We start from the raw sequence: 26714 nt of genomic DNA on the forward strand, positions 1-26714 counted from the left end.
ACGCAGCCGATGCCGGAAGCATCGGCGAGGATCGGCGACGAACCGACGGCGGAAAAGCACCGGCAGACCGACCCGACCGACTTTTTGAAACAGGCTCTTACTTGCAGTAGATGTCGTAGAGCAGGCCGATCAGCCGGCGCGCCTCGTCGGAGGCGAGGCGGTAGTAGATCGTCTGGCCGTCGCGCCGGGTGGCGACGATGCCGAGGTCGCGCAGGCGGGCGAGATGCTGCGACAGTGCCGACTGGCTGAGCCCGACCGCCTCGGCGAGCGCACCGACCGACATTTCGCGGTCGACCAGCCGACAGAGCGCCATCAGCCGCTTGGTGTGGCCGAGCGCGGTGAGGAGGCGCGCGGCCTGATCCGCCTTGCCCTCGAGGACGGCGAGGGAATCGTCGCCTTCGCAGAGGCCCTGGCCACCCGCGACCGCGTCCACCTGATCGAGAACCATCGCATCTCCCATGTCCGCCCGCGTCAAACTTGGGGCGGGGACTCCGAATATCGTCGTATTCAAGCGCATGCGCAAGAACGGTCGATCGCCGACGCGGCCGGTCGGGCGTCAGTGCCCGCCGCCGCCACCGCCGGCACCCTGGGGCCGGCGCACGAAGGGCAGCACCAGCGCGAGCGCCAGGAACAGCCCGGTCAGGAGCAGGAAGACATCGGCGAAGGCCATGACGTTGGCCTGCCGGGCGACCATTCCGGCCATGCGCTGCAACGCGCCGCGTTCGGCCTCGCTGCCGAGGGCGGAGAGACCGCGCGTCATGGTGTCGAGCGTCTCGACCGCGACGCCGCGGCTCCAGGTCACGCCCTCGGCGAGGCGCTCGGTGTGGAGGTCGCGCCGGTCGGTCAGCACCGTGTTGATGACGGCGAGGCCGACGGCGCCGCCGAGGTTGCGGGTGAGGTTGAACAGGCCCGAGGCGTTCTTCAGCTGCGACGGCGGCAGCGTGCCGAGGGCGATGTTGTTGATCGGCACCATGCAGATCATCAGCGACACGCCGCGCAGCACCTGCGGCAGGAACAGTTCCCAGAAGTCCCAGTCGGCGGTGAGATGCGAGACCAGCCAGGTGCCCGCGCCGAAGCCGACGAAACCGGCGCCCATCATCACGCGGGGATCGAGCACCTTCATCAGCCGCCCGGCCACCGGCGCCATCACGAACATGCAGACGCCGGTGACGAACATGGTCTCGCCGATCTGCAGGGCCGAATAGCCGCGGATACGGGCGAGGTAGGCCGGGTAGAGGTAGGTCAGGCCGTAGAGGCCGATGCCCATGCCGAAGGAGAACAGCGAGCCGAAGGAGAAGTTGGCGTTGCGGAACGACCTGAGGTCGACGATCGGCTCGTCGCGGGTGAAGGCGCGGAAGAAGAACACCAGCGCCCCGGCGGCGCAGGCGACGGCGAGCACGGCGACCGCCTCGTCCTGGAACCAGTCGTTGGCCGGCCCTTCCTCGAGCACGTATTCGAGCGAGCCGAGGAAGACGGCCATGGCGGCGAAACCGATCCAGTCGAACTTGCCGAGCAGCGACATGTCGGGCTCGTCGAAGTCGATCAGGGTGGCGGTCGAAATCGTGACCAGGATGCCCGGCACGATGTTGATCAGGAACAGCCAGTGCCAGGAGAACAGGTCGGTGAGATAGCCGCCGACCGTCGGGCCGATGGTCGGCGCCAGCGTGGCGACGAGGCCGATCATCGGCGAGATCATCGACTGCCGCTCGCGCGGAAAGATCGCGTAGGCCGAGGCGAACACCGTCGGGATCATGCCGCCGCCGATGAAGCCCTGCAGGGCGCGCCACACGATCATCTCGTTGATCGTCGTGGACGTGGCGCACAGGAAGCTCATCGCCGTGAAGCCGCCGGCGGAGATCGCGAACATCCACCGGGTCGACAGCATCCGCGACAGGTAGCCGGACAGCGGGATCATCACGACCTCCGCGATCAGGTAGGCGGTCTGGACCCAGCTGATCTCGTCGGACGAGGCGCCGAGGCCGGCCTGGATCTCCGACAGCGAGGCCGAGACGATCTGGATGTCCAGGATCGCCATGAACATGCCGAACACCATGCAGAGGAAGGTGAACAGCTTGCGCTTGTCGAGGGGGGCGGGCGCGGCCCGGGGGGCGGCGGCGACGGCGGACATGGAGCGGACCTCCCCGGTCCGGCCGCGGGCGGCGGCGCCGGGCCGATCTTCGGCGGTGGGGGGAGCGCGGCCGGCGGGGCGCGCCGTCGGGAGGGACGGTGCGGCTCCGGTCGCGCGCGGTCTTCGGGATCAGCGCGCGGCGGTGCGCGCAGGCGCGTCGCCGGTGCGGGTGTCGACGCCGGCGATCACCGACATGCCCGGGCGGAGCAGGCCCTCGGCGGCGACGTCGGCGGGCACGGCGATGCGGACCGGCACGCGCTGGATCACCTTGGTGAAGTTGCCGGTGGCGTTTTCGGGCGGCAGCAGACTGAACACCGAGCCGGTCGCCGGCGAGAAGCTCTCGACGGTGCCCTCGATGGTGCGGCCCGGCAGCGCGTCGACGGTGAGTTCGACCGTCTGGCCCGGCTTCAGGCCGGCCAGCTGGGTCTCCTTGAAGTTGGCGTCGACGTGGACCGAGGCGAGCGGCACCAGCGCCGCCAACCGCTGGCCCGGCTGGACGTAGGAGCCCTCCTCGACCGCGCGGTTGCCGACGACGCCGTCGACCGGCGCACGGATCACGGTGAAGGAGAGGTCGCGTTCGGCCTTGTCGAGCGCGGTGGCGAGCTCGGCCCGCACGTGCGACGCCTCGACCTGCTGTGCCTTCAGCACCTCGACGTTCGCCTCGGCGGCCGCGAGCGCCGCTTCGGCGGCGGTGACGCCGGCGACGGCGCGGTCGCGGGCGGCGCGGGCGCTGTCCATCTGGGCGGTGGAGGCGACCTTGGTCTCGACCAGCTTGTCGGTGCGGGCGTAGTCCGCTTCGGCGACCTCGAGGTCGGCCTTGGCCGAGGTGATCTGCGCGTCGGCCTGACGGACGGAGGCGTCGGCGGCCTCGACCTGCCGGCCGATCCGGTCGATCGTCGCATCCTGGGTCGCGATCTTGTCGCGGGCGGCGGCGACCGCGAGTTCGTAGTCACCGGCGTCGAGGTGCAGGATAGGATCGCCCGCCTTCACGTGGGTATTCGGCGCGACGTCGACCTTGTCGACGTAGCCGCTCACCTTGGCGGCGAGCGTGGTGATGTCGGTGGCGACATAGGCGTCGTCGGTCTCGACCATGAAGCGCCCGTGGGTCCACCACTCGCGCCCGGCATAGGCGCCGTAGGCGGTCGCACCGGCGAGGATCAGCAGCAGCACCAGACGGCCCTTGCCCTTCTTCTTCTTCGGCGCGGCCGCCGGCTGTGCCGCGACCGCGGCGGGAGCCTGGACCGCGGGCGCGGCCGGAGCCGCCGGCACCTCGGGGGTGGGCTTCGGCCCGGCGTCGGCGCGGATGGCGGGCGCCGGCTCGCCGGCCGAGGCCGCGCCCTGCTCGTCGCTCTCGTAGGTCTTTCTCGCCACGGCTCTCTCCTCGAAACCGTCGTCGTCTCCAGACGGGTCGCGCGACGCCGTCCGTCCGGCATCCCCGCGCCCTCCGCCGGAATGGGCCCGGCCCGGGAAGACGGTTGCAATGATCGTGCGACCACATATGTATTGACCGAACGGTTCGGTCAATCACCTCCCACCGCATCCAACGCACTCGTGATCGCAGCGCGAGGCGCGGCATGCGGCGAACATGACGTCGGCGTGACGCCCCCCTTGCGGAGGCGGCAGCGACGCGGCAGGTCTTGGACGACCGCACGTGCCCGCTCGCGACCGACGGGATCCTGGACGACGACGATGAACGACACCCTGCAGACCGCCCACACCGACGGTGCGGATCCCGCCAAACGACGCCAGATCCTCCATGGCGCCCGCGAGGTCTTCCTCGCCAAGGGTTACGACGGCGCCAGCATGGACGGCATCGCCAAGGCCGCCGGCGTCTCCAAGGGCACGCTCTACGTCTACTTCCAGAACAAGGAGTGCCTGTTCGAGGCGCTGATCGTCGAGCAGAAGCGGACGCTGGCGGAGAACCTGTTCGAGACCGCCGGCGACAGCACCGACTTCCGCGCCCATCTGGTGCGGATCGCCGGCCGCTATCTCGACTACATGGCGGCCCCCGAGCACATCGCCTCGATCCGCATGGTGATCGGCGCGATGGAACGCTTTCCCGCCTTCGGCCGCGCCTTCTACGCCGCCGGCCCGCAGACCGGCATCGACAAGCTCGCGGCGATCTTCCGCACCGCCGTCGCGGCCGGGCGCTTGCGCGAGGACTGCGACGTCGAAGTCGCCGCCGGCCACTTCATGGACCTCTGCGCCTCCGGCACGCTGAAGCGCCTGCTGTTCCACGTCGAGACCGCGCCGGGCCCCGCCCGCATCGCCGAGACGGCCGAGATCGCCGTCGACGTGTTCCTGCGCGCCTACGGCCGCTGACACGAGCGGCCGGCAAGATTTTTCTCCCGCCCCGCTCCTCCTTGGCATGGCGTGCCACCGCGCCGCCAAGATTGGGATGGATAAGGCGACAACATTGGTAGAGAATGTCGGCATCCGAATCCGGAGCCCGACCATGTCCACCATCTCGTCCCTCGCGATCGACCGACCCGCCGCTCCGGCGCGCCGTCGCTCCCCCGTCCGGCGGGCGCGCGTGGTCCTGGACGTCGCCCTGTTCGCTTTCGCGGTCGGTTTCGTCGCCCTGACGACGCTCGCCGGCACCGGCCCGCGCCCGGCCGACGGCGCCACCGCCGCGGTGGTCGGCTCGCTGCCCTGACGGCGCCGCGGCAGGGATTGCCCCGCCGCACGCCCCGCGCGACACTCCCGGCAAAACGAAGACCGTGCCGGGAGGGAGGACATGCGGCTGCTGGTGGTGGAGGACGCCGAGGATCTCGGGTTGGCGATCCGCCGTCACCTCGAGCGCCAGGGCCATCTGGTCGAATGGGCGCGCGACGGCGCCGACGCCAGCCAGCTCGGCGAAACCGGCGACTTCGACGCCGTACTGCTCGACCTCAACCTGCCGACCCGCTCGGGCACCGACGTGCTGGAGCGCCTGCGCGCCCGCCGACGCCCGGTGCCGGTGCTGGTGATGACCGCCCGCGGCGAGATCGACGACAAGGTCCGCCACTTCCAGCTCGGCGCCGACGACTACCTCGTCAAACCCTTCGACTTCCGCGAACTCGACGTCCGCCTCGCCGCGCTGCTGCGTCGCCACGGCGGCGGCGCGGCGGCGGAACTGCGCCTCGGCAACCTGGTGTTCGACGGAGCGGCGCGCCGGGCCCGCATCGGCGACCGGCCGGTGGAGTTGTCGGGCCGCGAGTACCGGCTGCTCGAGTATTTCGTGCAAGGCCGCGGCCGGGTGCTCTCCAAGGAGCAGATCCTCGACCATCTGGTCGGGCTCGACGAGGAGATCGGCCTCAACGCCGTCGAGCTCTACGTCTCGCGCCTGCGCAAGAAGCTCGAAGGCTCCGACTTCGAGATCCGCACCATCCGCGGCCTCGGCTACGTCGCCGAGATCGCCCGGTGACCGGGCGCCGCCAGCATTCGATCGGGCGCCGGCTCGCCGTCGCCGGCGGCGTCTCGGTCGCCGTCTTCGCGGCGGTGATGGCGGCGATCGTGCTCAATTTCGCCCACCGCGCCTCCGAGGAGGCCTACGACCGCCTGCTGCTCGCCTCCGCGCAGTCGATGGCCGACGCCATCCGTGTCGACGGCAGCGAGATCACCGTGGACGTGCCGACCTCGGCCTTCGCCATGCTGGCGATCGACAAGGATGACCGCATCTTCCACCGCATCACCGAGGATCCCGGCCTTCCGATCACCGGCTATCCCGACCTCGCGCCGGACTTCGCCTTCGCCCCCGGCGAGACCGTCGCCTTCTTCGACACCGACTACGCCGGCGCAAGGGTGCGGGTGGCGGCGGCGCGGCGGCTGATCAGCGCCGCCGGCGAGCCGCGCCGCGTCGCCGTGCTGGTGGCCGAGACGGTGGAGAGCCGGGCCGCCCTCGCCGCCGAGATCCGCGCCTACGCGCTCGCGCCGCTGGCGATCGCCTGCCTCGCCGCCATCGTGATGATCCCGCTGTCGATCAAGCTGGTGCTGCGGCCGGTCGGCGCGGTCGAACGCGCCCTCGCCGCCCGCGACCCCTCCGACCTCGGGCCGCTCGCCACCACCGAGGTGCCGCGCGAGATCGCGCCGCTGGTCGAGGCGCTCGACCACTTCGTCGGACGCCTGCGCGACACGTTGGAGCGCAACCGCGTCTTCATCGCCGACGCGGCCCACCAGTTGCGCACCCCGCTCGCCGCGCTGCGCGGCCTCGCCGAGGTCGCCGCCGCCGAGAGCGACCCGGCCGCGCTCTCCGATCAGGTCGAGCGCATCCGGCGCAACGCCGTCGCGGCGAGCCGGATCACCAATCAACTGCTCGCCGACGCCACGGTCTCGCATCGGCTGCAGCTCGGCGCGCGCGAGCCGGTCCGGCTCGACCGCGCCGCCGCCGACGCGGTCAACGACGCGCTCGGCTTCGGCGGCGGCCGGGCGATCCGCTTCGACGTCGAGGACGGCGCCGCCGGTGGCCTCGTCGCCGGCGACGCGACGGCGCTGCGCGAGGCGGTGCGCAACCTGATCGAGAACGCCTTCGTCCACGCCCCCGGCGAGGCCGCGGTCGACGTCACCGTCGCGGCCGTGGCCGACGACCACCTCGCCGTCCGCGTCGCCGACCGCGGGCCGGGGATCGCCGCGCCAGACCGCGAGCGCCTGTTCGGCCGCTTCGAGCGCGGCGCCGGCGCCGCCGAGGGCGGCTCGGGCCTCGGCCTTGCGATCGTCGCCCGCGTCGCCGCCGCCCACGGCGGCACGGCGCGCCTCGACGGCCGGGCGGGCGGCGGGCTGGTGGCGGAGATCGTGCTGCCGTCGGCGGGGCGGGAGGAGGAGGCGTGATCGTGCGGCGGATCCTGCTGGCGGCCCTTGCCGCCGCCCTCCTCGCGGCGCCGGCCACGGCCGCCGACCTGGTGATCGCCGGCTCGACCGACCGGGCGGCGATGGAGCCGCTGCTGGTCGCCTTCCGCGCCGGCGCGCCGGACATGGACGTCGTCTACGTCGAGCGCGAGACGGTCGATCTCGACGCCGCGGTGCGCGCGGGTACGCTCGACCCGGCGCCGGACGTTGTGATCTCCTCGGCGGCGGACCTCCAGGTCCGCCTCGTCAACGACGGCTTCACCCGGCCCTACGCCTCGCCTGCGACCGCACGGCTGCCGGCCTGGGCGCGCTGGCGCGACGAGGCCTTCGGCTACACCTTCGAGCCGCTGGTCTTCGTGGTCAATCCGCGGCTGGTGCTCGGTTCGGAGCGGCCGCGCACGCGCGAGGCGCTGGCGGCGATGGCCGCCGACCGCCGGCTGACGGTGGCGACCTACGACGTCGGACAGAGCGGCATCGGCTATCTCGCCGCCAGCTTCGACGCCGACACCATGAGCGACTACTGGCCCTTCGTCGAACGGATCGGCCGTCCAGGCCTCAGGACGGCGTGCTGTACGTCGATCGTGCTGGACATGGTGGAGAGCGGGGCGGCGGCCGTCGGCTACAACGTGCTCGGGTCCTACGCCCGGGCGCGGCAGGCCGCCGGCGGTGGCATCGACATCGTGCTGCCGGAGGATTTCACGGTCGCGATCGCCCGCGTCGCGGTGCTCCCGCGCAATGCCCCGCATCCGGCGGCGGCCGAGCGCTTCCTGGAATTCCTGCTGTCCGACACCGGACAGGCCGTGCTCGGCGCAGAGGCGCTGCTACCGGCCGGAACCGGCGGCGACGAGAGCGCCGCCGAATCGCGCGCATCGGTGCGCCCGATCGCGCTCGACGCCGCGCTGCTCGCCCGCACGGACGACCTCAGGCGGCGCCGCTTCATCGACCTCTGGCGGAGCGTCACCGCCGGACGGTGACGCCGACGCTCCGGCCCCGGTTCAGCGCAGACGGACGCCGTCGAAGCTGGTGCGGGGCAGGCCGAGCTTGCGCAGCGCGACCGGCGACGGACGGTGGCCGCCCTCGACGGCCACGGCGGCGGCGAAGGCACCGTCGATCATGTCGACGACTTCGCGGACGCGGGCGACGAAGGTGGTGGACCGGGCGGACATGACAATCTCCCTCTGGGGCGTGGTGTGACCGACGCCCCGGATGTGGCCCCGCGCCCGGCGCAGCGGTAGCCCGCCCCCGCGCGCGGCCGGCATGCACGGAGCGCCTGCGTTCAAACGGTTGAGCGCCCTTGCGGTTAACCGGTTCGCAGGATTCGGCGCATCCGCGTCGGAACGACAGGCTGGTGACAGGGTTCGGCGCCAGCTTGCACCGATCGGCGCCGGAGGGCGTCGGACCGGTCGGCGCGGAGGACGCGTCGCCGGCGGCGGAGGTCGCTCTGCCGGAACGAGAACGATCGCAGCGGCCCGGGAGGGGCCGTTCGGGAGGAGACCCATGCGCAAGCTCATCATCGCGCTCGCCACCGCGGGCGCTTTCGCCCTGCCCTTCGCCGCGTCGGCGGCGGACTACAAGATCATGGCGCCGGCCGCCCCCGGCGGCGGCTGGGACCAGACCGCCCGCACCATGCAGACCGCGCTCCAGGACGAGGCCATCGCCTCGTCGGTGCAGGTCACCAACGTACCGGGCGCCGGCGGCACCATCGGCCTCGCCCAGTTCGTCAACCAGGCGAGCGGCGATCCGTCGTCGCTGATCGTCGGCGGCTACGTCATGGTCGGCGCCATCCTGACCAACGCCTCGCCGGTGACCCTCGACAACGTCACCCCGATCGCGCGCCTGACCGGCGAGACCGAGGCGATCGTGGTGCCGGCCGCCTCCGACATCAAGTCGATGGACGACCTCGTCGCCAAGCTGAAGGCCGATCCGGGCGCGGTCTCCTGGGCCGGTGGTTCCGCCGGCGGCACCGACCACATCGCGGCCGGCCTGATCGCCAAGGCGATCGGCGTCGATCCGACCAAGATCAACTACATCGCCTATTCCGGCGGCGGCGAGGCGCTGGCGGCCATCCTCGGCGCCCAGGTCACGGTCGGCATCTCCGGCTACGGCGAGTTCGCCTCGCAGATCGAGGCCGGCCAGCTCCGCCTCCTCGCCGTCACCGGCGACCAGCGCGTGCCGGGCACCGACGCCCCGACGCTGAAGGAGGCCGGCGTCGACGTCGTCCTGCAGAACTGGCGCATGGTCGCGGCCGCGCCGGGCATCACCGACGAGCAGAAGGCGGCGATCACCGCCGACATCGAGAAGATGGTGAAGTCGAAGACCTGGCAGGACGCCCTCGCCGCCAAGGGCTGGACCGACACCTATCTCGCCGGCGACGCCTTCAAGACCCAGCTCGCCGCGGACGTCTCGGCCACCACAGACGTCCTCAAGGCCATCGGCCTGGTGAAATGAGCCAGCCGTCCGGCTCCTCCCGGCAGCGCCGCCCCGACGGGGCGGCGCTCGCCATCGCGGCGGGTCTCGCCGTGGTCTCGGCGGTGATCTTCTGGAACACCGCCAACCTCGGCGGCGGCGCCAGCTACGCCAGGATCGGCCCGACCGCCTTTCCCTACGCGATCGCGACCGCCCTCGCCCTCCTCGCCGTCGGCACCGCCGCCAAGGCGTGGCGCGGCGCCTTCCCCGAGCGCGAGCGCGACGAACCGGCGCCGATCCTCTGGATCGTCGGCGGCCTCGCGGTGCAGCTCCTGATCCTGAAGACCGCCGGCTTCTCGATCGCCACCGGCCTCCTGTTCGCCGCCACCGCGCGCGGCTTCGGGCGCGGGCCGCTGTGGATCACGGTGCCGGTCGGCATCGCGCTCTCGCTCGCGATCTGGCTCGTGTTCGCCCGCCTGCTGCAGCTGTCGCTGCCGGCCGGGCCGCTCGAACGCCTCTTCCTCTGACCTGACCCTCGGACCGGGCGGATCACCGCACATGGATACCCTCGTGCTCCTGATGCACGGGCTCGCGACGGCGTTGCAGCCGATGAGCCTCGTCTACGCGTCGATCGGCGTGGTGCTCGGCACCGCCGTCGGCGTGCTTCCCGGCATCGGACCGGCGCTCACCGTGGCGCTGCTCCTGCCGGTGACCTACAAGCTCGATCCCGCGGGATCGCTGATCATGTTCGCCGGCATCTACTACGGCGGCATGTACGGCGGCTCGACCACGTCGATCCTGCTCAACACCCCCGGCGAGAGCGCCTCGATCGTCACCGCGCTCGAGGGCAACAAGATGGCCCGCGCCGGCCGCGGCGGCCCTGCGCTCGCCACCGCCGCGATCGGCTCCTTCATCGCCGGCCTCGTCGCCACGCTCGCCCTCGCTTTCCTGGCGCCCTGGGTGGTCAAGATCGCGATCGGCTTCGGCCCGGCCGACTATTTCGCGCTGATGGTGCTGTCCTTCGTCACGGTCTCGGCCGCCTTCGGCTCGTCGGCGCTGATGGGGCTGACCTCGCTGTTCGTCGGGCTCGCCCTCGGTCTCGTCGGCATCGACCTGCAGACCGGTCAGGCCCGCCTTTCCTTCGGCGTGCCCGACCTCCTCGACGGCATCGAGGTGACGACGCTCGCCGTCGCCCTGTTCGCCATCGGCGAGACGCTGTCGGTCGCCGGTGCCGGTGCCCGCGGCGACGAGACCATCGAACCCGTCCGCGGCTCGGTGTGGATGACGAAGCGCGACTGGGTGCGCTCGTGGGGACCGTGGCTGCGCGGCACGCTGATCGGCTTCCCGATCGGTGCCATGCCCGCGGGCGGCGCCGAGATCGGCACCTTCCTGTCCTACGCCACAGAGCGCAAGCTGACGAAGCATCCCGAGGAATTCGGCAACGGCGCCATCGAAGGCGTCGCCGGACCGGAGGCCGCCAACAACGCCTCGGCCGCCGGTACGCTGGTGCCGCTGCTGACGCTCGGCCTGCCGACCTCGGCGACCGCCGCGATCATGCTGGCCGGCTTCCAGCAGTTCGGCCTGCAGCCGGGGCCGCTCCTCTTCGCCACCAGCCCGCAGCTGGTCTGGGGCCTGATCGCCTCGCTGCTGGTCGCCAACCTGATGCTGCTGATCCTCAACCTGCCGCTGGTGGGCCTGTGGGTGAGGCTGCTGGCGATCCCGCGGCCGTGGCTCTACGCCGGCATCCTGACCTTCTCGACGCTCGGCACCATCGGCGCCAACCCCTCGCCGGTCGAACTCGGCATGCTGCTCGCCTTCGGCCTGCTCGGCTACGGCCTGCGCCGCTTCGGCTATCCGATCGCGCCGGTGGTGATCGGCCTGATCCTCGGACCCCTCGCCGAGCAGCAGTTGCGCCGCGCGCTGTCGATCAGCCAGGGCGACCTGACGGTGCTGGTGCAGTCGCCGCTGGCGATCGCGCTCTACCTCGTCGCCGCCGCCGCCATCCTGGTGCCGATCGCCGTCCGACTCTCCGGCCGCGGCAAGGTGCTGGAGGCGCTCGCCTCCGACGAGGACTGATCGGCGGGAGGCTCTTCGTGGGAAGGGTGCCATGAAAGAAGCGAGGCGGGTCCGGCCGGACCCGCCTCGCTTCGTTCTGGTCGGACGATTTCGACCTTCGGCCTCAATGCCGACGGGCGCGGCCCGGCAGCTCGCCGGCGGTCAGGATCACGAGGCCGATCAGGCAGGCCGCGGTGGCGGTCAGCGCGATGGTGATCAGCGCCGCGTAGCCGTAGTGGTAGACGAGGCCGACCAGCGCCAGCACCAGATAGGTCAGCAGCAGGTAGACGCCGCCGATGCGGCCGCCGACGGCGTCGCGGAGCGCCCAGCCGACGAAGGGAACGGTGTAGAGCGCGCGGACGGCGGTGTTCATGATGGCGAATTTCCCCTGACAGGGCCGATCCGTACGGCCTCGTACGGACCTCTCTGCCGCATGTTGCACTGCGGTGCAAACCCGGGAAAGTCCCGATGCGACCGCCCGCCGCGCCGGACCGAGGCGGCCCGGCGCGGCGGGCGAGCAGTCTTGCCGAGCCCGTGAGGTTCCGACCTGTGGTCGGAGCGTTGCGGGCGAGAAGCGCCCGACCGGGCGCCGGCCGAAAGGCCGAAACCCCGCAAAATCCCGACGAGTCGGGACTTTGCGGGACAGGTTTCAGAGCGCGCGGACGAGTCCCGGACCGGGCTCGCTCGCCGCCACGGCGAGACCGTTGCGCAGCGGCAGGCCGAAGGGCGGCGCGGAGATCTCGAAGACGTCGCCGGCGCGCGTGGTGACCGCGTCGGAGAAGCTCAGCGTCGCCGTGCCGAAATAGTGGACGTGGACGTCGCCCGGGCGCCGGAACAGGTCGTATTTGAAGTGGTGGTGTTCCAGGTTGGCGATGGTGTGGCTCATGTTGTCCTCGCCCGACAGGAACGGCTTCTGCCAGACGATGGTGCCCTCGCGCAGGATCCGGCTGACGCCGGAGACGCCGGACGGCAGCGCGCCGACCAGCAGTTCCGGCCCGAAGGAGCAGGCGCGCAGCTTGGAATGAGCGAGATAGAGGTAGTTCTGCCGCTCGGTGACGTGGTCGGAGAACTCGTTGCCGAGCGCGAAGCCGACGCGCCACGGCGTGCCGTCCGGACCGATCACGTAGAGGCCGACGATCTCCGGTTCCTCGCCGCCGTCGAGGGCGAAGGCCGGCGACACCAGCGGCGCCCCCGGCGCGGCGACGATCGAGCCGTCGCCCTTGTAGAACCACTCCGGCTGCACGCCCGCCTCGCCGGGCCCGGGCTTGCCGCCCTCGAGGCCCATGCGGAACATCTTCATGCTGTCGGTCTGCTTGGCCGGATCGGAGAGATCCTTGTGCATCTTGTCCCGGCCCTCGGCGCTGCCGAGATGGGTGAGGCCGGTGCCGGTGACGTAGACGTGGGCGGGATCGGGATGGTCGAGCGGCGCGAGCATCCGGCCGTCGCGGTAGACGTCGTCGAGATCGACCGTGACGCGCGCCCGGCCGTCCAGCCGAGCCGCCACCGCGGCCTCCAGCGAAACGCCGCCGGTGATCGCCTCGAAGGCGAGCTCGCGGACGCCCGCGGCGCCCGGCACCATCACGGCGGCGCCGTCGTCGAGCACGGCGGCGACCGCCCGGTCGCCTTGGGGCGTCAGGATCTGGGACAGGCGCATCGGGTCACTCCATCGCGGCGGGACGCGCGCGGCAGCGGCGTCCGCGGCGGTTCACGGACGGGGAACACGGCTGACGGGCGCTCGGCCGGCCGCCGCGGGCGGAGGGTCGGCCGCGGCTTCGCGACCGGCTCGAACAAGGCCCGAAAATCCGGTGGCAACAGGGACTTCCGGGCGACTTCTCACTTGTTGCGGTTGTAGATGTCGACGAACACCGCGGCGAGCAGCACCAGGCCCTTGATCACCTGCTGCCAGTCGATGCCGATGCCCATGATCGACATGCCGTTGTTCATGACGCCCATGATGAAGGCGCCGATCACCGCGCCGACCACCGTGCCGACGCCGCCGTAGGCCGAGGCACCACCGATGAAGCAGGCCGCGATGACGTCGAGTTCCAGGCCCTGACCGGCCTTCGGCGTCGCCGAGGTCAGGCGCGCGGCGTAGATCATGCCGGCGAGCGCCGACAGCACGCCCATGTTGACGAAGGCGTAGAAGGTCAGCCGCTCGGTGTCGATGCCGGACAGCTTGGTCGCCTTCTCGTTGCCGCCGAGGGCGTAGATGCGCCGGCCGATCGTCGTGCGCGTCGCCACGAAGGAGTAGAAGGCGATCAGCACGCCCATGATCACGAGAACGTTGAGGATGCCGCGATAGGTCGAGAGCGCCCAGCACAGCGCCACGATGGCGGCGACCACCAGCACGTTCTTGGCGACGAAGATCGCCGACGGCTCGAGCTCCATGCCGTGGGCGCGGTGCTCGGCGCGGGTACGGACGTTGAGCCAGACCAGGAAGGCCGCGAGCGCGAGCGCGATCAGGAACGACGTGGTGTGGAACGGCCCGCCGACCAGGTCGGCCGGGAGCGCGATGCCGAGGCCGTCGGCGCCGAGGAAATCCGGGATGAAGCCGTTGGCGATGCGCTGGAACCCGTCCGGGATGCGGATCGAGACCGAGCCGAGCAGCGCGATCATCAGGCCGCGGAACACCAGCATGCCCGCGAGCGTGACGATGAAGCTCGGGATCTTCTGGTAGGCGACGAAATAACCCTGCACCGCGCCGATGGCGCCGCCGACCACGAGGCAGAGCACGAAGGCGAGCGCCGGATTGAAGCCCCACGGCACCATCATCGTCGCCGCCATGGCGCCGACGAAGCCGGAGAGATAGCCGACCGACAGGTCGATGTGCCCGGCCACGATGATCAGCAGCATGCCCAGCGACATGATCACGATGTAGCTGTTCTGCGAGATCACGTTGGTCAGGTTGACCGGGCGGAACAGGATGCCGTCGGTGGCGAAGCCGAAGAAGGCCATGATCACGGCGAGCGCCAGCAGCATGCCGTATTGGCGCATGTGGTGGCGCAGGTAGCTGCCGAAGGACGGCGTCGCCGCCTTCTTGTCACCGGCTCCGGGAAGGGTCGTGTCGGTCATGGCGCACCCGCGTCCTGTTTCTCGCCGTGGCGAATGATGGCGGTCATGATCTTCTCCTGGGTGGCCTCGGCCACCGGCATCTCCGCGACGAACTCGCCCTCGTTCATCACGTAGACGCGGTCGCAGATGCCGAGCACCTCGGGCATCTCCGAGGAGATGACGACCACCGCCTTGCCCTGATCGGCCAACTGGTTGATGATCTTGTAGATTTCATACTTGGCGCCGACGTCGATGCCGCGCGTCGGCTCGTCGAGGATCAGGATGTCCGGCTCGGAGAACAGCCACTTCGACAAGACGACCTTCTGCTGGTTGCCGCCGGAGAGCTGACCGACCTTCTGGTGCACGCCCGCCGAGCGGATGCCGAGGCTCTCGCGGAAGCGGACCGCGACCTTCAGCTCCTTGATCTCGTCGATCACCGTCGCCTTCGACACCGCCTTCAGGTTGGCGAGGGTGACGTTGGTGCGGATCGGCTCCTCGAGCACGAGACCGAGCTGCTTGCGGTCCTCGGTGACGTAGGCGAGGCCGGCGCCGAGCGCCTTCGGGATCGTCGAGATGTCGACCTCGCGGCCGGCGACCCGGGCCGTGCCCGAGATCTTCTGGCCGTAGGAGCGGCCGAACACGCTCATGGCGAACTCGGTGCGCCCGGCGCCCATCAGGCCGGCGATGCCGACGACCTCGCCGCGGCGCACGTTCATCGCCACGCCCTTGATCAGCTTGCGGTCGGCGTGGAGGTGGTGATGGACGGTCCAGTCGCGGACCTCGAACAGCGTCTCGCCGATCTTCGGCGTGCGCTTGGGGAAGCGGTCCTGCATCTCGCGGCCGACCATCAGCTTGATGATCTTGGCCTCGCTGATCGGCTCCGACGCGGTGTCGATCGTGCCGACGGTCTGGCCGTCGCGCAGCACCGTGATGCGGTCGGCGACCTTGGAGATCTCGTTCAGCTTGTGGGTGATCAGGACGGAGGCGATGCCCTGCTTCTTGAACTCGACCAGCAGGCGCAGCAGCGCGTCGGAATCGCTCTCGTTCAGCGACGCGGTCGGCTCGTCGAGGATCAGGAGCTCGACCTCCTTCGACAGCGCCTTGGCGATCTCCACCAGCTGCTGCTTGCCGACGCCGATGTTGGTGATCAGCGTGCCGGGGCTCTCGGAGAGGCCGACCTTGGCCATCAGCGCCCGGGTGCGGGCGAAGGCCTTGGCCCAGTTGATCACGCCGTTGGAGGCGGTCTCGTTGCCGAGGAAGATGTTCTCGGCGATCGAGAGCTGTGGCACCAGGGCGAGTTCCTGGTGGATGATGATGATGCCGCGGTGCTCGCTGTCGCGGATGCCCCGGAAGCGGCACTCCTCGCCCTTGAAGCGGATCTCGCCGTCGTAGGTGCCGTGCGGATAGACGCCCGAGAGCACCTTCATCAGCGTCGACTTGCCGGCGCCGTTCTCGCCGCACAGCCCGAGGATCTCGCCGCGGCGCACCGTCAGGTTGACGTTCGACAGCGCCAGGACGCCGGGAAAAGCCTTGGTGATGCCGCGCATCTCCAGGATGGTGTCCATTCCGGTCCCTGTCATCTCGGTCTCGTCCCACCCGTGACTGTCGGGGCCCGGCCGCTCGGACCGGGCCCCGTTCTCGTTCGCGTCCGTCGCCGTGGCGACGCCGCGATCAGTTCTCGATCTGCTCCTTGGTGTAGTAGCCCGAGCCGACCAGGATCGACTCCCAGTTCGACTTGTCGACCAGCACCGGCTTGAGCAGGTAGGACGGCACGACCTTGACGCCGTTGTCGTAGGTCTTGGTGTCGTTGATCTCCGGCTCCTTGCCCGAGAGCACGTCGTCGACGAGCTTGGCGGTCACCTTGGCGAGCTCGCGGGTGTCCTTGAAGATCGTCGAATACTGCTCGTCGGCGAGGATCGACTTGACCGACGGCAGCTCGGCGTCCTGGCCCGAAACGAACGGGAAGGGCTGCTCGGCGGTGCCGTAGCCGACCGCCTTCAGCGACGACAGGATGCCGATCGACAGGCCGTCGTAAGGCGACAGCACGGCGTCGACGCGCTTGTCGGTGTAGTAGGCCGACAGGAGGTTGTCCATGCGGGCCTGGGCGACCGCACCGTCCCAGCGCAGGGTGCCGACCTTGTCCATGCCGGTCTGGCCGGACTGGACGACGAGCTTGCCGGCGTCGATCTGCGGCTGCAGGACGCTCATGGCGCCGTTGTAGAAGAAGAAGGCGTTGTTGTCGTCCGGCGAACCGCCGAACAGCTCGATGTTGAACGGACCCTTGCCCTCTTCGACACCGAGCGCCTTGACGAGCGAGGTCGCCTGCAGCACGCCGACCTGGAAGTTGTCGAAGGTGGTGTAGTAGTCGACGTTGCCGGAGTCGCGGATCAGGCGATCGTAGGCGATCACCTTGATGCCGGCCTCGTTGGCCTTCTGCAGGACGTCCTTCAGCGTGGTGCCGTCGATCGCCGCAACCACCAGGACCTTGGCGCCCTTGGTGACCATGTTCTCGATCTGGGCGAGCTGGTTCGGGATGTCGTCCTCGGCGTACTGGAGGTCGGTCTCGTAACCGGCCGCCTGGAACTCCTTCACCATGTTGTCGCCGTCCGCGATCCAGCGCGCGGAGGACTTGGTCGGCATCGAGATGCCGATGGTGCCCTTGTCCGCGGCGGCGGCCGGGCCGACGAAGGCGGCGACGCCGATGGCGAACGCGGTCAGCATGGAAGCGATCAGTTTCAAGGTCTCTCTCCCTCGGTCTTCGGACGGAGGAGCCGCCCGAGCCGCACCCGTCGCGGGGCGCGGCGGGCCGGCCGCCGGCGTCTCACTCCCCGGAGGCGGCGGACGGACGGGCTGCGTCGGTCCGTGCCCGTGGCACGGCGCTTCGACGGTCCCGCATTCGGCCGGCATCCTCCTCCAACCCGCCCGGCGATCCCACCGCCGGAAACGAGCCCGCGCACATTAGGGCCCCACAGCTATAACCGTCTAATGACGTTTCACGCCGTTGCCATAGCCGATCCGGCATGTATAGCTCACGTCATGGAAACGTCCCCTCCCCGTCCGCCGCGCACCGCGGACAAGTCCCCCGGCCGCCGCGTCGCGGCCACGCCACCCGGTGACCGGCTGCTGCGCAGCGGCCTCAAGGTCAAGCACCTGCTCCTGCTCGTCGCCCTCGACGACCACCGCAAGCTGCACCGCGCCGCCGAAGCCATGAACCTCAGCCAGCCCGCCGCCTCCAAGATGCTCGGCGAGATCGAGAAGATGGTCGGCGCGGCCATGTTCGAGCGGCTGCCGCGCGGCATAGAGCCGACCCGCTACGGCGAGGCGCTGATCCGGCGCTCGCGCACCGTGCTCGCCGAACTCGGTCAGGCCGGCACCGAGATCACCGCGCTCCGCGTCGGCGAGGGCGGCGCGGTCGCGATCGGCACCGTGATGTCGCCCGCGGCCGAGATCATGGTCGACGCGATCGAGCGGGTGCGCGCCCGCATGCCGCGCGTCCAGATCACGGTCCAGGTCGACACCAGCGACGTGCTCGCCGGCCATCTCACCGCCTCCCGGCTCGACTTCATGATCGGGCGCATCCCGCCCGGCGTCGATCCATCGCCCTTCGTCTACCGCGAGATCCGCGAGGAAACGGCGGCGCTCCTCGTCCGTGCCGAGCATCCGCTCGCCGGCCGCGCGGCCGTCCGCCCGGAGGACCTCTACGACCGCGACTGGGTCATGCAGGCGCGCGGTTCGCTGCTGCGGCGCAGCCTCGAGGCGCTCCTGCGCCGCCACGGCGTGCCGCCGCCGGTCAGGGTGATCGACACCCCGTCGGTGATGATGGCGACGCTCCTCGTCGCCAGGACCGATTCGATCCTGCCGGTCGCCGAGCCGGTCGCCGACCTCTTCCTCGCCGCCGGCCGATTCGTGAAGCTCTCGCTCACCGAGAAGCTCACCGTCGAGCCCTACGGCCTGATCCGCATCGCCGGCCGGCCGCTCTCGCCGGCCGCAGCCGCCTTCTACGCAACGCTCGAGGACCTCGTCTGGGGCCTTCCCGCGCCGGTCGAGGGCGAACCCGCGGCCTGAGCGCCGCTCGCGGCGGTCGGATCGGCCGCCGCCGCGACGGCGATCAGTAGCGCCGCATCAGCGCGACCAGCCGGCCCTGGATGCGGACGCGGTCGGGCCCGAAGATGCGGGTCTCGTAGGCGGGATTGGCGGCCTCGAGGGCGATCGAGGCGCCCTTCTTGCGCAGACGCTTCAGCGTCGCCTCCTCGTCGTCGACCAGCGCGACCACGATGTCGCCGGTGTCGGCGGAGTCCGAGCGCTTGATGACGACGGTGTCGCCGTCGAGGATGCCGGCCTCGATCATCGAATCGCCGCGGACCTCGAGAGCGAAATGCTCGCCGAGGGCGACGAGGTCGATCGGGACGTGGATGGTGTGGGAGTGGTTCTGGATCGCCGAGATCGGCACGCCCGCCGCGATCCGCCCCATCACCGGCACCGGCATGGTGTCACGGCTCTCGGGCGCCGGCTCCGGCGCGGGCACGGCCCTCGGACGGCCGAGATTGCCCTCGATCACGCTCGGCGCGAAGCCGCGCCGCGGCCGTCCCGGCCCGGGCTGGACGCTGTCCGGCAGCTTGATGACCTCGAGTGCGCGCGCCCGGTTCGGCAGGCGCCGGATGAAGCCGCGCTCCTCGAGCGCGGTGATCAGGCGATGGATGCCCGACTTCGACTTCAGGTCCAGAGCGTCCTTCATCTCGTCGAAGGACGGCGGAACGCCGGACTCCTTGAGCCGCTCGTGGATGAACATCAGAAGTTCGAGCTGCTTGCGCGTCAGCATCGGGACCCCCTGGCCGGAGCGCCGAAATCGGAACGGCCCGAGTGCCGCGCGATTCGGTACAAAACACGAACACAGTTAACATGTTCCGTGTGTGTTCCGCAAGAGCCGGTGTCCGTCGTTCCAGATCCTATCCGATGGCGCGGCCCGCTTTCGACCCTCGACCCGCGATCGACGGGTGCGAAGCGTCACGCCGCGGGGACGCCGGTTCGTGGCCGGAGCGCGCTTCAGTCGGCCTGACGCAGCCCCGTGGCCGTCACCAGCCGGGACGCGTCGCGCACCGTCGGGCGTGCGTCGGCGGCGACGGCGACGCGGGCGCGGACGGGGGACTGCGCCGGGTGGCGGTGCGCCGGCGGGGCGGAGGGAATCGCGGCGGGCGCTTCCATGTGGGCGTCGATCAGGCAGTCGACGAAGCGGCGGGCGAGCTTGAAGTCGGTCGAACTCGGTCCGAGCACGGCGGCGACGCGGCTAACGTGGCGGGTGATGTCGGGACGCAGCAGACGCAGCCGCCCGACGGCGACGTGCGGGGCGGCGACGTGGTCGGGCAGGAGGCCGATGTTGCGCCCCGACAGGATCAGCGTCGTCTGGGCGTGGGCGCCGTGGCCGATGTCGCCGCGCGTGGCGGCGTTGCGGGTGCGCTCCGGATGGAAATACTCGTGGTGGCCGCGGTTGGCGTAGCTGGCGGCGTCGATGTCGGCCCGCGAGATGTTGTCGTCGGGCACGGCGAACAGCGGATGGCCCGCGGCACAGTAGAAGTGCGATTCCTCGTCGAACAGGTGCTCGAAGGTGAGCTGGCCGAAGTGGTCGTTGACGAGGCCGATGCCGACGTGGACCAACCCGTCGGCGACCCTGCCGGTCATCTGGAAACCCAGCATGATCTCCATGCGGTAGCGGATCTGCGGGTAGTAGTCCGAGAAGCGGGCGATCGCCTCGGCGATGCGGGCGCGGGGATTGTCGACCACGTGGTCCTGAATGCCGATGACGAGCTCGTGGCCGGCGCCGTCGTGCAGGTTCGAGGCCCGTTTCCTGAAGGTCTCGACCGAGGAGAACAGCTCCTTGGCCGCCTCGTAGACGATCTCGCCCTCCGGGAACAGCTTGAAACCGCGCGGCCCGCGCTGGCACAGCCGCGCGCCGAGACGGATCTCGAGCGACTTCAGGTACTCGCTCAGCATCGACTGCGACAGGTTCAGCGTCGCCTGGGCGGCGGTGAAGCTGCCCTCCTCGACGATCGTGCAGAAGCAGCGCAGCAGCTTCAGGTCGATGTCGTGGATCTGCGTCAGGTTCGACATGGCGGGCGTTCCTGATCTCCACGACCGCCGTCGGGGGCACGGACGGTCGGAATACGGAAAACTACGCAACCGGCGTGCCAGTCATGTTGCATCGCAAGAGATGCGGAGTCCGAGCGCCGTACCGCGGCGCGGCGAGATCGGTCGGCGGAAGGCCGACACCCGCGACAAACATTTGTTCTACAACGATCTTTTCGGCCGGCCGCGTGCCATCGCCGCACCCGGCCCATTCGGCGCCGACCGCCGGCGTCGGCTCGTGCCGGGCATGCCGCCCGGGGACCGGGCTGCGGATCTTTCGTCCAAAAATCAAGCCGTTGCCCAATTCGTCAGCCTCGCCCTCCCCGATCGGAGCTTTGCCCATTGCCGATGGAAGCCGTTGTTGCACTGCGGTTGACTGGTCCCGAGGCGCCCACCCCGGACCGTCGCCAACCGCCACGAGGCCGCGATGCCCAAGCCGTTCCACCTCGCCTGGTTCATGAACTTCTCGGTCGACGAATGGAACGCGCCCTTCTCGGCCGGCGGCGATCCCTGGACCGGCGAGTTCTACATCGACATGGCCAAGGCGATGGAGCGGGCCTGCTTCGACTACATCATGATCGAAGACACGCTGATGATCGCCGACGCCTACGGCGACTCGATGGAGGCCTATCTCAAGTACGCCCTGATGGGCCCCAAGGGCGACCCCGCGCCGTTGGCGGCGATGATCGCCAACCACACCTCGAAGCTCGGGGTGGTGGCGACGCTCTCCACCATGGCCTACCCGCCCTTCATGCTGGCGCGGCTGTGCTCCACCCTCGACAGCATCGCGCAGGGCCGCTTCGGCTGGAACATCGTCACCACCGGCGAGAACCACGCCGCGCGCAACTTCGGCATGGACGAACTGCCGCCGCGCCAGATGCGCTACGACATGGCCGACGAATACGTCGCCCTGGTCAAGCAGCTGTGGGACAGCTGGTCGCCGGGCGCCGTGGTGCGCGACCGCGCGACCGACACCTACGTCGACCATGCCAAAGTGAAGCCGATCGACTTCGAGGGGCGGTTCTACAAGTGCCGCGGGCCGCTCAACTGCGTGCGCTCGCCGCAGGGCCGGCCGACCTTCGTCCAGGCCGGCGGCTCGCCGCGCGGGCGCCAGTTCGCCGCCGAGACGGCCGACAGCATCATCGCCGCCGCCTCCGGCACCAAGGCGATGAAGGAATACCGCGACGACATCCGCCGCCGCGCCGCCGAGGCCGGCCGCGACCCCGACGACATCAAGGTGTTCTTCATCGTCACCCCGGTGCTGGCCGAGACCGAGGCGATGGCGAAGGAGAAGCTCGCCTTCTACACCTCGACCGAGGCGTTCATGGTCAAGGTGCTCGCCCAGATCAGCTCGGTCACCGACATCGACTTCTCGCGCTTCTCGCTCGACGAGGAGCTGCCGCGGATGACCACCAACGGCGAACAGGGCTCGCTCGAGGCCTTCGCCCAGTGGGGCACCGGCAAGACGCTGCGCCAGCTGGTCGCCGACCGCGCCACCCGCGGCCTCGACGGCATCGTCGGCACGCCGGCGGCGGTCGCGCGCCGCCTCGGCGAGGTCATGGAGGAAGTCGGCGGCGACGGCTTCCTGATCACCTCGCCGTTCCAGAAGGTGTCGCGCCAGTACGTCACCGAGATCTGCGAGGGCCTGGTGCCCGAGCTGCAGCGCCTCGGCCTCGCGCGCACCTCCTACGGCGACGCGCCGATGCACCTGCGCGACCGCCTGCGCGAGTTTTGAACCCTCCCCGCCCGGCTTCCGCCCGCCCCGTTCACCGCCCCTCGTCGAGGACGATCCGATGCCCAAGCGCTTCCACCTCGGTTGGTTCATGAACTTCGCCGTCGACGAATGGAACAAGCCCTTCGCCGCCGGCGGCCGGCCCTGGGACGGCGGCTTCTACGTCGACATGGCCAAGTCCATGGAGCGGGCGTGCTTCGACTACATCATGCTCGAGGACACGCTGATGATCTCGGAGGCCTACGGTCACTCGACCGAGGCCTATCTCAAGTATTCGATCATGGGTCCGAAGGGCGACCCCTCGCCGATGGCCGCCCTGATCGCCGCGGCCACCACCAAGCTCGGCGTGGTCGCGACCATGTCGACCATGGCCTACCCGCCCTACATGCTGGCCCGCCTCTGCGCCACGCTCGACAACATCGCCGGCGGCCGCTTCGGCTGGAACATCGTCACCTCCGGCGAGAATCTCGCCGCCATGAACTTCGGCATGGACGAGCTGCCGCCGCGCCAGAACCGCTACGACATGGCCGACGAATACGTCGACCTCGTCCAGCAGCTCTGGCGGAGCTGGGACCGGGACGCCGTGGTGCTCGACCACGCCACCGACACCTACGCCGACCACACCAAGGTTCGGCCGATCGACTTCGAGGGCAAGTACTACAAGTGCCGCGGCCCGCTGAACTGCGTGCCCCCGGTGCAGCCGGGCCGCCCGGCCTTCGTGCAGGCCGGCGGCTCGCCGCGCGGGCGCCAGTTCGCCGCCGAGACCGCCGACAGCATCATCGCGCCGTCCTCCGGCGTCGCCGGCATCAAGGCCTACCGCGACGACGTCCGCGCCCGCGCCATGGCCGCCGGCCGCGACCCGGACGAGATCAAGGTGCTGTTCGTGGTCGCCCCGGTGCTGGGCGAGACCGAGGAGGAGGCCAAGGCGAAGTTCGCCCGCATCTCGGCGGCGCCGAGCTACATCCCGAAGGTGCTCGCCTCGATCAGCTCGATCACCGACATCGACTTCTCCAAGTTCGACCTCGACGCCGAGCTGCCGCACCTCACCACCAACGGCGAGCAGGGCTCCCTCGACGCCTTCGCCCAGTGGGGATCCGGCAAGACGCTGCGCCAGATCTGCATGGAGCAGGTCTCCCGCGGCCTCGACGGCCTCGTCGGCACGCCGGACCAGGTCGCCGACCGCATGGGCGAGATCATGGAGGAGGTCGGCGGCGACGGCTTCCTGATCACCCGCCCGTTCACCACCAACATCAGCCGCCAGTACATCCTCGAAATCTGCGAGGGCCTCGTGCCGGCGCTGCAGCGCCGCGGGCTGACGCGGACCGAATACACCAAGTCGACGCTGCGCGAGACCCTGAGGGAATTCTGAGCGCCCTTCCCCGCCCACTCGGAGACACGGTCATGGCCTATGCCGATCACGTCCACGACATGCCCCCCGCCGGATCCGCGTCGCCGGTGGGAACGGACATCTTCGCCGTGCCCACGGTCGACCGGCAGGCCTACCGCGGCGGCATGGCCCGCCTCGCCGCGGCGGTGAACATCGTCACCGGGGCCGGCGACGACGGCTGGGTCGGTCTGACCGCGTCGGCGGTGACGTCGGTGACCGACGACCCGGCCACGCTGATCGTCTGCGTCAACCGCAACGCCCAGGCCCACGCCACCTTCACCAAGAGCCGCATCCTCTGCGTCAACACCGCGGCGGCCGAGCACGAGGCGCTGGCGATGGCCTTCGCCGGTGGCACCAAGGACATGGCGGCCCGCTTCGCCGCGGGCCGCTGGACCACCCTCGTCACCGGCGCGCCGGTGCTGGAGGGCGCCACCGCCGCCTTCGACTGCCGCGTCGCCAACGTGGTCGGCGGTGCGAGCCACGACGTCCTGTTCTGCGAGGTGCTGGCGGTGCGCGAGAGCCCGACGGCCGAGGCGCTGGTCTACCACGCCCGCAAGTTCCACCGCCTGTCCTGACCGCGTGCCGTCCGGCCCCGAGGAGCGCCCGATGAACAGTCCCTGCCCCCTGCCCTTCCTCGACGAGGCCGAACCGGTCGGTCCGATCGCCTCCGCCGAGGAGATCGTCGCGGCCGCCCGGGCCGGCCGGATGGTGATCCTGATCGACGACGTCGACCGCGAGAACGAGGGCGACCTCGTGATCCCCGCCGACGCCGTCGACGCGGCGACCGTCACTTTCATGGCCCGCGAGGCCTGCGGCCTCGTCTGCGTCGCCATCGACGGCGAAACCGCCGCCCGGCTCGCCCTGCCGCCGATGACCCGGCGCGCCACCGACCCGATGCGCACCGCCTTCACGGTTTCGATCGAGGCCCGCCACGGCGTCACCACCGGCATCTCCGCCGCCGACCGCGCCCGCACCGTCGCCGTCGTCGCCGACCCCGCTTCGGGGCCGGACGACGTCGTGATGCCCGGCCACCTCTTCCCGGTGGTGGCGCGCGAGGGCGGCCTGCTCACCCGCGAGGGTCACACCGAGGCCGCCGTCGACCTCGCCCGGCTCGCCGGCCGCGGCTCGGCCGGCGTGATCTGCGAGATCATGAACGCGGACGGCACCATGGCCCGCCTGCCGGACCTCCTGGTGTTCGCCCGCCGCCACGGCCTCCTGCTCGGCACCATCGCCGACCTCGTCGCCTATCGCCGCGAGGCCGGCTTGCCGTGATCGACGCCGCGGTGCACGGGCCGCGACGCCCGCACCCCGCCGCCTTGCCGTCCGGACGGTCCGGACGCTACACCAGTGTCGTCGCGCGGCCGGGTGCGCCGGCATCCTGCGCGACCGGTCCGAGGGCCCTGCCGATGCGCCTGTCGATCCTCGACCAATCCGTGACCGTCGCCGGCCAGGGCCCGGCCGCGGCGATCCGCGAGACCGTCGCGCTCGCCCGCGCCGCCGACCGCCTCGGCTACCACCGCTTCTGGGTGTCCGAGCACCACGGCTTCCCCGGCCTCGCCGGCTCCGCGCCGATGCCGCTGCTCGGCGCGATCGCCGCCGGCACCCGCCGGATCCGGCTCGGCGCCGCCGCAGTGATCCTGCCGCACGCCGCACCGCTGAAAGTGGCCGAGGAGGCGCTCGTGCTGGAGGCGCTGGCACCCGGCCGGGTCGACCTCGGCCTCGGACGCGGCCCCGGCGCCGACCGGGCCACCGCCTACGCGCTGTCGCCGGAACTGCTCGACGATCCCCTGGCCCGGCCGGGCGGCGGCTTCGCCGACGACGTCGCCGCCGTGCTCGCCTTCCTGAGCGGCGCCCCAATGCCGCCGGACCACCCCTTCGCCGGCGTCGCCGCGGTGCCGGCGCCCGAAGGCCCCGGCCCCGCGCCCTTCGTCGTCGGCGGCACGGCCCGGACCGCGCAACTCGCCGGCCGGCTCGGCCTGCCCTACGCCTTCGCCCATTTCGTCGCCGACGGCGCCGGCGCGGACGACACGCTCGCGGCCTATCGCCGGACCTTCGTCCCGAGCCGCTTCCTCGCCGCGCCCCGGGTGATCGTCGCCACCTTCGCCGCCGCCGCCGCGACGGCGTCGGAGGCCGCCGGGTTCCACGCCGCCTACCGGCGCTGGCGCGCGGCCCGCGACGTCGGCGCGTTCCGACCGATCGGACACCCGTCCGCCGACGACGCGACCCCGCCCGCCGGTCCGCGGCCCGAGCGCTTCGGCACGGCCGACGTCGTGGTGTCCGACCTTCACGCGCTCGCCGAGTCCTACGGCGCCGACGAGGTCGTCGTCGCCGTGCCGGTGGCGGACCTCGGCGCCCGCCTGCGCGCCGTCCGCCTGATCGCCGCCGCCGCCGGCCTCGCCGCCGCCCCCTCCCGCCCGCGCGCGATCCCGACCGGGGTCGCCGCGCGCCCCTCCCCGTTCCCGACGGAGCTCTCCCCATGACCGACACGCCCGCCCCGATCGATCCCGGCACCTTCTGGCGCACGCTCGGCGCCCGGGCCACCGGCATGATCGTGGTGACCGCCGCCGGCGACGCCGGCCCGGCCGGCTTCCTCGGCCTGTCCGCCGCCCACGTCACCGCCGATCCCGCCACCATGCTGGTGTCGATCGACGCCAAGACCAGCGCGCTCGCCGCCGTGCTGGCGCGCCGGCACTTCGCCGTCAACATCCTGCCGGCCGAGGCCGCCCACGTCGCCGACGCCTTCGGCGGCAAGTCCGGCCTCGCCGGCGCCGACCGCTTCGTGCCCGCGGAATGGACCACGTTGGCGACCGGCGCGCCGGTCCTCTCGGCGGCGCTCGGCGTGTTCGACTGCGTGGTCGACGAGATCGTCACCCGCGGCAGCATCTCGATCGTCATCGGCACGGTGGTCGCCGCGCGGTCGCGCGGCGACGGCGAGCCGCTGGTGTTCTTCCGCGGCAAGGTCACGACGGGACTGACCGGAGCCTGAGGCTCCCCTTCAAATCGACAGTTGC

General features: G+C 71.0%; 26 protein-coding genes. 15 read left to right on the top strand and 11 right to left on the bottom strand.

Features of this window, described 5'->3' with window-relative positions; translation table 11 throughout:
- Positions 1–97: 97 nt before the first annotated feature.
- The 3 genes from EDD54_RS06180 to EDD54_RS06190 all read right to left on the bottom strand — a co-directional run bounded on the left by EDD54_RS06180 (position 98) and on the right by EDD54_RS06190 (position 3499).
- Entirely contained in the window at positions 98–448 is a 351-nt protein-coding gene (locus EDD54_RS06180; protein WP_126535578.1) for an ArsR/SmtB family transcription factor, read from the bottom strand.
- Positions 449–556: 108 nt separating this feature from the next.
- Positions 557–2128 carry a DHA2 family efflux MFS transporter permease subunit gene (locus EDD54_RS06185; protein ID WP_126535576.1) on the bottom strand — a complete coding sequence of 524 codons (1572 nt, stop codon included), beginning with the start codon at positions 2126–2128 and terminating at the stop codon, positions 557–559.
- A gap of 129 nt (positions 2129–2257) precedes the next feature.
- Entirely contained in the window at positions 2258–3499 is a 1242-nt protein-coding gene (locus EDD54_RS06190) for an HlyD family secretion protein (RefSeq protein ID WP_425374982.1), read from the bottom strand.
- A gap of 318 nt (positions 3500–3817) precedes the next feature.
- Here EDD54_RS06190 and EDD54_RS06195 point away from each other — a divergent pair, with 318 nt between their 5' ends.
- The 5 genes from EDD54_RS06195 (at position 3818) to EDD54_RS06215 (ending at position 7926) form a co-directional block, all read left to right on the top strand.
- A complete protein-coding gene (locus EDD54_RS06195; RefSeq protein ID WP_126535574.1) occupies positions 3818–4450 on the top strand; it encodes a TetR/AcrR family transcriptional regulator in 633 nt (210 codons plus the stop codon).
- 133 nt (positions 4451–4583) lie between these two features.
- A complete protein-coding gene (locus EDD54_RS06200) occupies positions 4584–4784 on the top strand; it encodes a hypothetical protein (protein ID WP_126535572.1) in 201 nt (66 codons plus the stop codon).
- Between the two features lie 81 nt (positions 4785–4865).
- Positions 4866–5534, top strand: coding sequence for a response regulator transcription factor (locus EDD54_RS06205; protein ID WP_126535570.1), 669 nt, complete (start codon positions 4866–4868; stop codon positions 5532–5534).
- Entirely contained in the window at positions 5531–6934 is a 1404-nt protein-coding gene (locus EDD54_RS06210) for a sensor histidine kinase (RefSeq protein ID WP_126535568.1), read from the top strand. The genes EDD54_RS06205 and EDD54_RS06210 overlap by 4 nt, the downstream gene beginning before the upstream one ends.
- On the top strand, positions 6931–7926 hold the full coding sequence (locus tag EDD54_RS06215; protein ID WP_126535566.1) for an ABC transporter substrate-binding protein: 996 nt from the start codon (positions 6931–6933) through the stop codon (positions 7924–7926). The genes EDD54_RS06210 and EDD54_RS06215 overlap by 4 nt, the downstream gene beginning before the upstream one ends.
- A 21-nt stretch (positions 7927–7947) precedes the next feature.
- Here EDD54_RS06215 and EDD54_RS22875 read toward each other — a convergent pair whose 3' ends face one another.
- Positions 7948–8118 (bottom strand): hypothetical protein, encoded by a 171-nt coding sequence (locus EDD54_RS22875; RefSeq protein ID WP_165644410.1) that lies wholly within the window; start codon positions 8116–8118, stop codon positions 7948–7950.
- Between the two features lie 331 nt (positions 8119–8449).
- Between EDD54_RS22875 and EDD54_RS06220 the strand changes: the two genes are divergently transcribed.
- Genes EDD54_RS06220 through EDD54_RS06230 form a run of 3 tightly spaced genes read left to right on the top strand, consistent with a single transcriptional unit; the run spans position 8450 to position 11434 of the window.
- Positions 8450–9400: a Bug family tripartite tricarboxylate transporter substrate binding protein gene (locus EDD54_RS06220; RefSeq protein WP_126535564.1), complete on the top strand. Its 951-nt coding sequence runs from the start codon at positions 8450–8452 to the stop codon at positions 9398–9400.
- Positions 9397–9885 (top strand): tripartite tricarboxylate transporter TctB family protein, encoded by a 489-nt coding sequence (locus tag EDD54_RS06225; RefSeq protein ID WP_126535562.1) that lies wholly within the window; start codon positions 9397–9399, stop codon positions 9883–9885. The genes EDD54_RS06220 and EDD54_RS06225 overlap by 4 nt, the downstream gene beginning before the upstream one ends.
- Before the next feature lie 31 nt (positions 9886–9916).
- A complete protein-coding gene (locus tag EDD54_RS06230) occupies positions 9917–11434 on the top strand; it encodes a tripartite tricarboxylate transporter permease (RefSeq protein ID WP_126535560.1) in 1518 nt (505 codons plus the stop codon).
- 103 nt (positions 11435–11537) lie between these two features.
- Here the strand turns inward: EDD54_RS06230 and EDD54_RS06235 are convergent, their stop codons facing one another.
- The 5 genes from EDD54_RS06235 to chvE all read right to left on the bottom strand — a co-directional run bounded on the left by EDD54_RS06235 (position 11538) and on the right by chvE (position 17185).
- Positions 11538–11786, bottom strand: coding sequence for a hypothetical protein (locus EDD54_RS06235; protein WP_126535558.1), 249 nt, complete (start codon positions 11784–11786; stop codon positions 11538–11540).
- A 276-nt stretch (positions 11787–12062) separates the two neighbouring features.
- Complete coding sequence (araD1, locus tag EDD54_RS06240) at positions 12063–13067, bottom strand: AraD1 family protein (RefSeq protein WP_126535556.1); 1005 nt, start codon at positions 13065–13067, stop codon at positions 12063–12065.
- A 179-nt stretch (positions 13068–13246) separates the two neighbouring features.
- Entirely contained in the window at positions 13247–14485 is a 1239-nt protein-coding gene (mmsB, locus tag EDD54_RS06245) for a multiple monosaccharide ABC transporter permease (RefSeq protein WP_126535554.1), read from the bottom strand.
- The gene (gene mmsA, locus EDD54_RS06250; protein ID WP_425374983.1) at positions 14482–16044 is read right to left on the bottom strand and encodes a multiple monosaccharide ABC transporter ATP-binding protein; all 1563 of its coding nucleotides are present in this window, start codon (positions 16042–16044) and stop codon (positions 14482–14484) included. The genes mmsB and mmsA overlap by 4 nt, the downstream gene beginning before the upstream one ends.
- A 91-nt stretch (positions 16045–16135) precedes the next feature.
- Entirely contained in the window at positions 16136–17185 is a 1050-nt protein-coding gene (gene chvE, locus EDD54_RS06255) for a multiple monosaccharide ABC transporter substrate-binding protein (protein WP_425374988.1), read from the bottom strand.
- A 315-nt stretch (positions 17186–17500) separates the two neighbouring features.
- Here chvE and EDD54_RS06260 point away from each other — a divergent pair, with 315 nt between their 5' ends.
- Positions 17501–18529, top strand: a complete 1029-nt coding sequence (locus EDD54_RS06260; RefSeq protein ID WP_165644409.1) for a LysR family transcriptional regulator — start codon at positions 17501–17503, stop codon at positions 18527–18529.
- A 43-nt stretch (positions 18530–18572) separates the two neighbouring features.
- Here the strand turns inward: EDD54_RS06260 and lexA are convergent, their stop codons facing one another.
- The gene (gene lexA, locus EDD54_RS06265) at positions 18573–19283 is read right to left on the bottom strand and encodes a transcriptional repressor LexA (RefSeq protein WP_126535548.1); all 711 of its coding nucleotides are present in this window, start codon (positions 19281–19283) and stop codon (positions 18573–18575) included.
- Positions 19284–19507: 224 nt separating this feature from the next.
- On the bottom strand, positions 19508–20569 hold the full coding sequence (locus EDD54_RS06270) for a LysR family transcriptional regulator (protein WP_126535546.1): 1062 nt from the start codon (positions 20567–20569) through the stop codon (positions 19508–19510).
- A 442-nt stretch (positions 20570–21011) separates the two neighbouring features.
- On the opposite strand from EDD54_RS06270, the gene EDD54_RS06275 reads away from it, so the two are divergent.
- The 6 genes from EDD54_RS06275 to EDD54_RS06300 all read left to right on the top strand — a co-directional run bounded on the left by EDD54_RS06275 (position 21012) and on the right by EDD54_RS06300 (position 26689).
- Complete coding sequence (locus EDD54_RS06275; RefSeq protein ID WP_126535544.1) at positions 21012–22319, top strand: NtaA/DmoA family FMN-dependent monooxygenase; 1308 nt, start codon at positions 21012–21014, stop codon at positions 22317–22319.
- 58 nt (positions 22320–22377) lie between these two features.
- Positions 22378–23685: an NtaA/DmoA family FMN-dependent monooxygenase gene (locus EDD54_RS06280; RefSeq protein ID WP_126535541.1), complete on the top strand. Its 1308-nt coding sequence runs from the start codon at positions 22378–22380 to the stop codon at positions 23683–23685.
- A gap of 32 nt (positions 23686–23717) precedes the next feature.
- Positions 23718–24278, top strand: a complete 561-nt coding sequence (locus EDD54_RS06285) for a flavin reductase family protein (RefSeq protein ID WP_245515654.1) — start codon at positions 23718–23720, stop codon at positions 24276–24278.
- A gap of 31 nt (positions 24279–24309) precedes the next feature.
- Positions 24310–24975, top strand: coding sequence for a 3,4-dihydroxy-2-butanone-4-phosphate synthase (gene ribB / locus EDD54_RS06290; RefSeq protein ID WP_126535539.1), 666 nt, complete (start codon positions 24310–24312; stop codon positions 24973–24975).
- A gap of 134 nt (positions 24976–25109) precedes the next feature.
- Complete coding sequence (locus tag EDD54_RS06295) at positions 25110–26183, top strand: MsnO8 family LLM class oxidoreductase (RefSeq protein WP_126535537.1); 1074 nt, start codon at positions 25110–25112, stop codon at positions 26181–26183.
- On the top strand, positions 26180–26689 hold the full coding sequence (locus EDD54_RS06300) for a flavin reductase family protein (RefSeq protein WP_126535535.1): 510 nt from the start codon (positions 26180–26182) through the stop codon (positions 26687–26689). Before EDD54_RS06295 ends, EDD54_RS06300 begins: the two co-directional genes overlap by 4 nt.
- Positions 26690–26714: the final 25 nt, after the last annotated feature.

Origin of the sequence: Oharaeibacter diazotrophicus (assembly GCF_004362745.1) — a bacterium.
Taxonomy (GTDB): domain Bacteria; phylum Pseudomonadota; class Alphaproteobacteria; order Rhizobiales; family Pleomorphomonadaceae; genus Oharaeibacter; species Oharaeibacter diazotrophicus.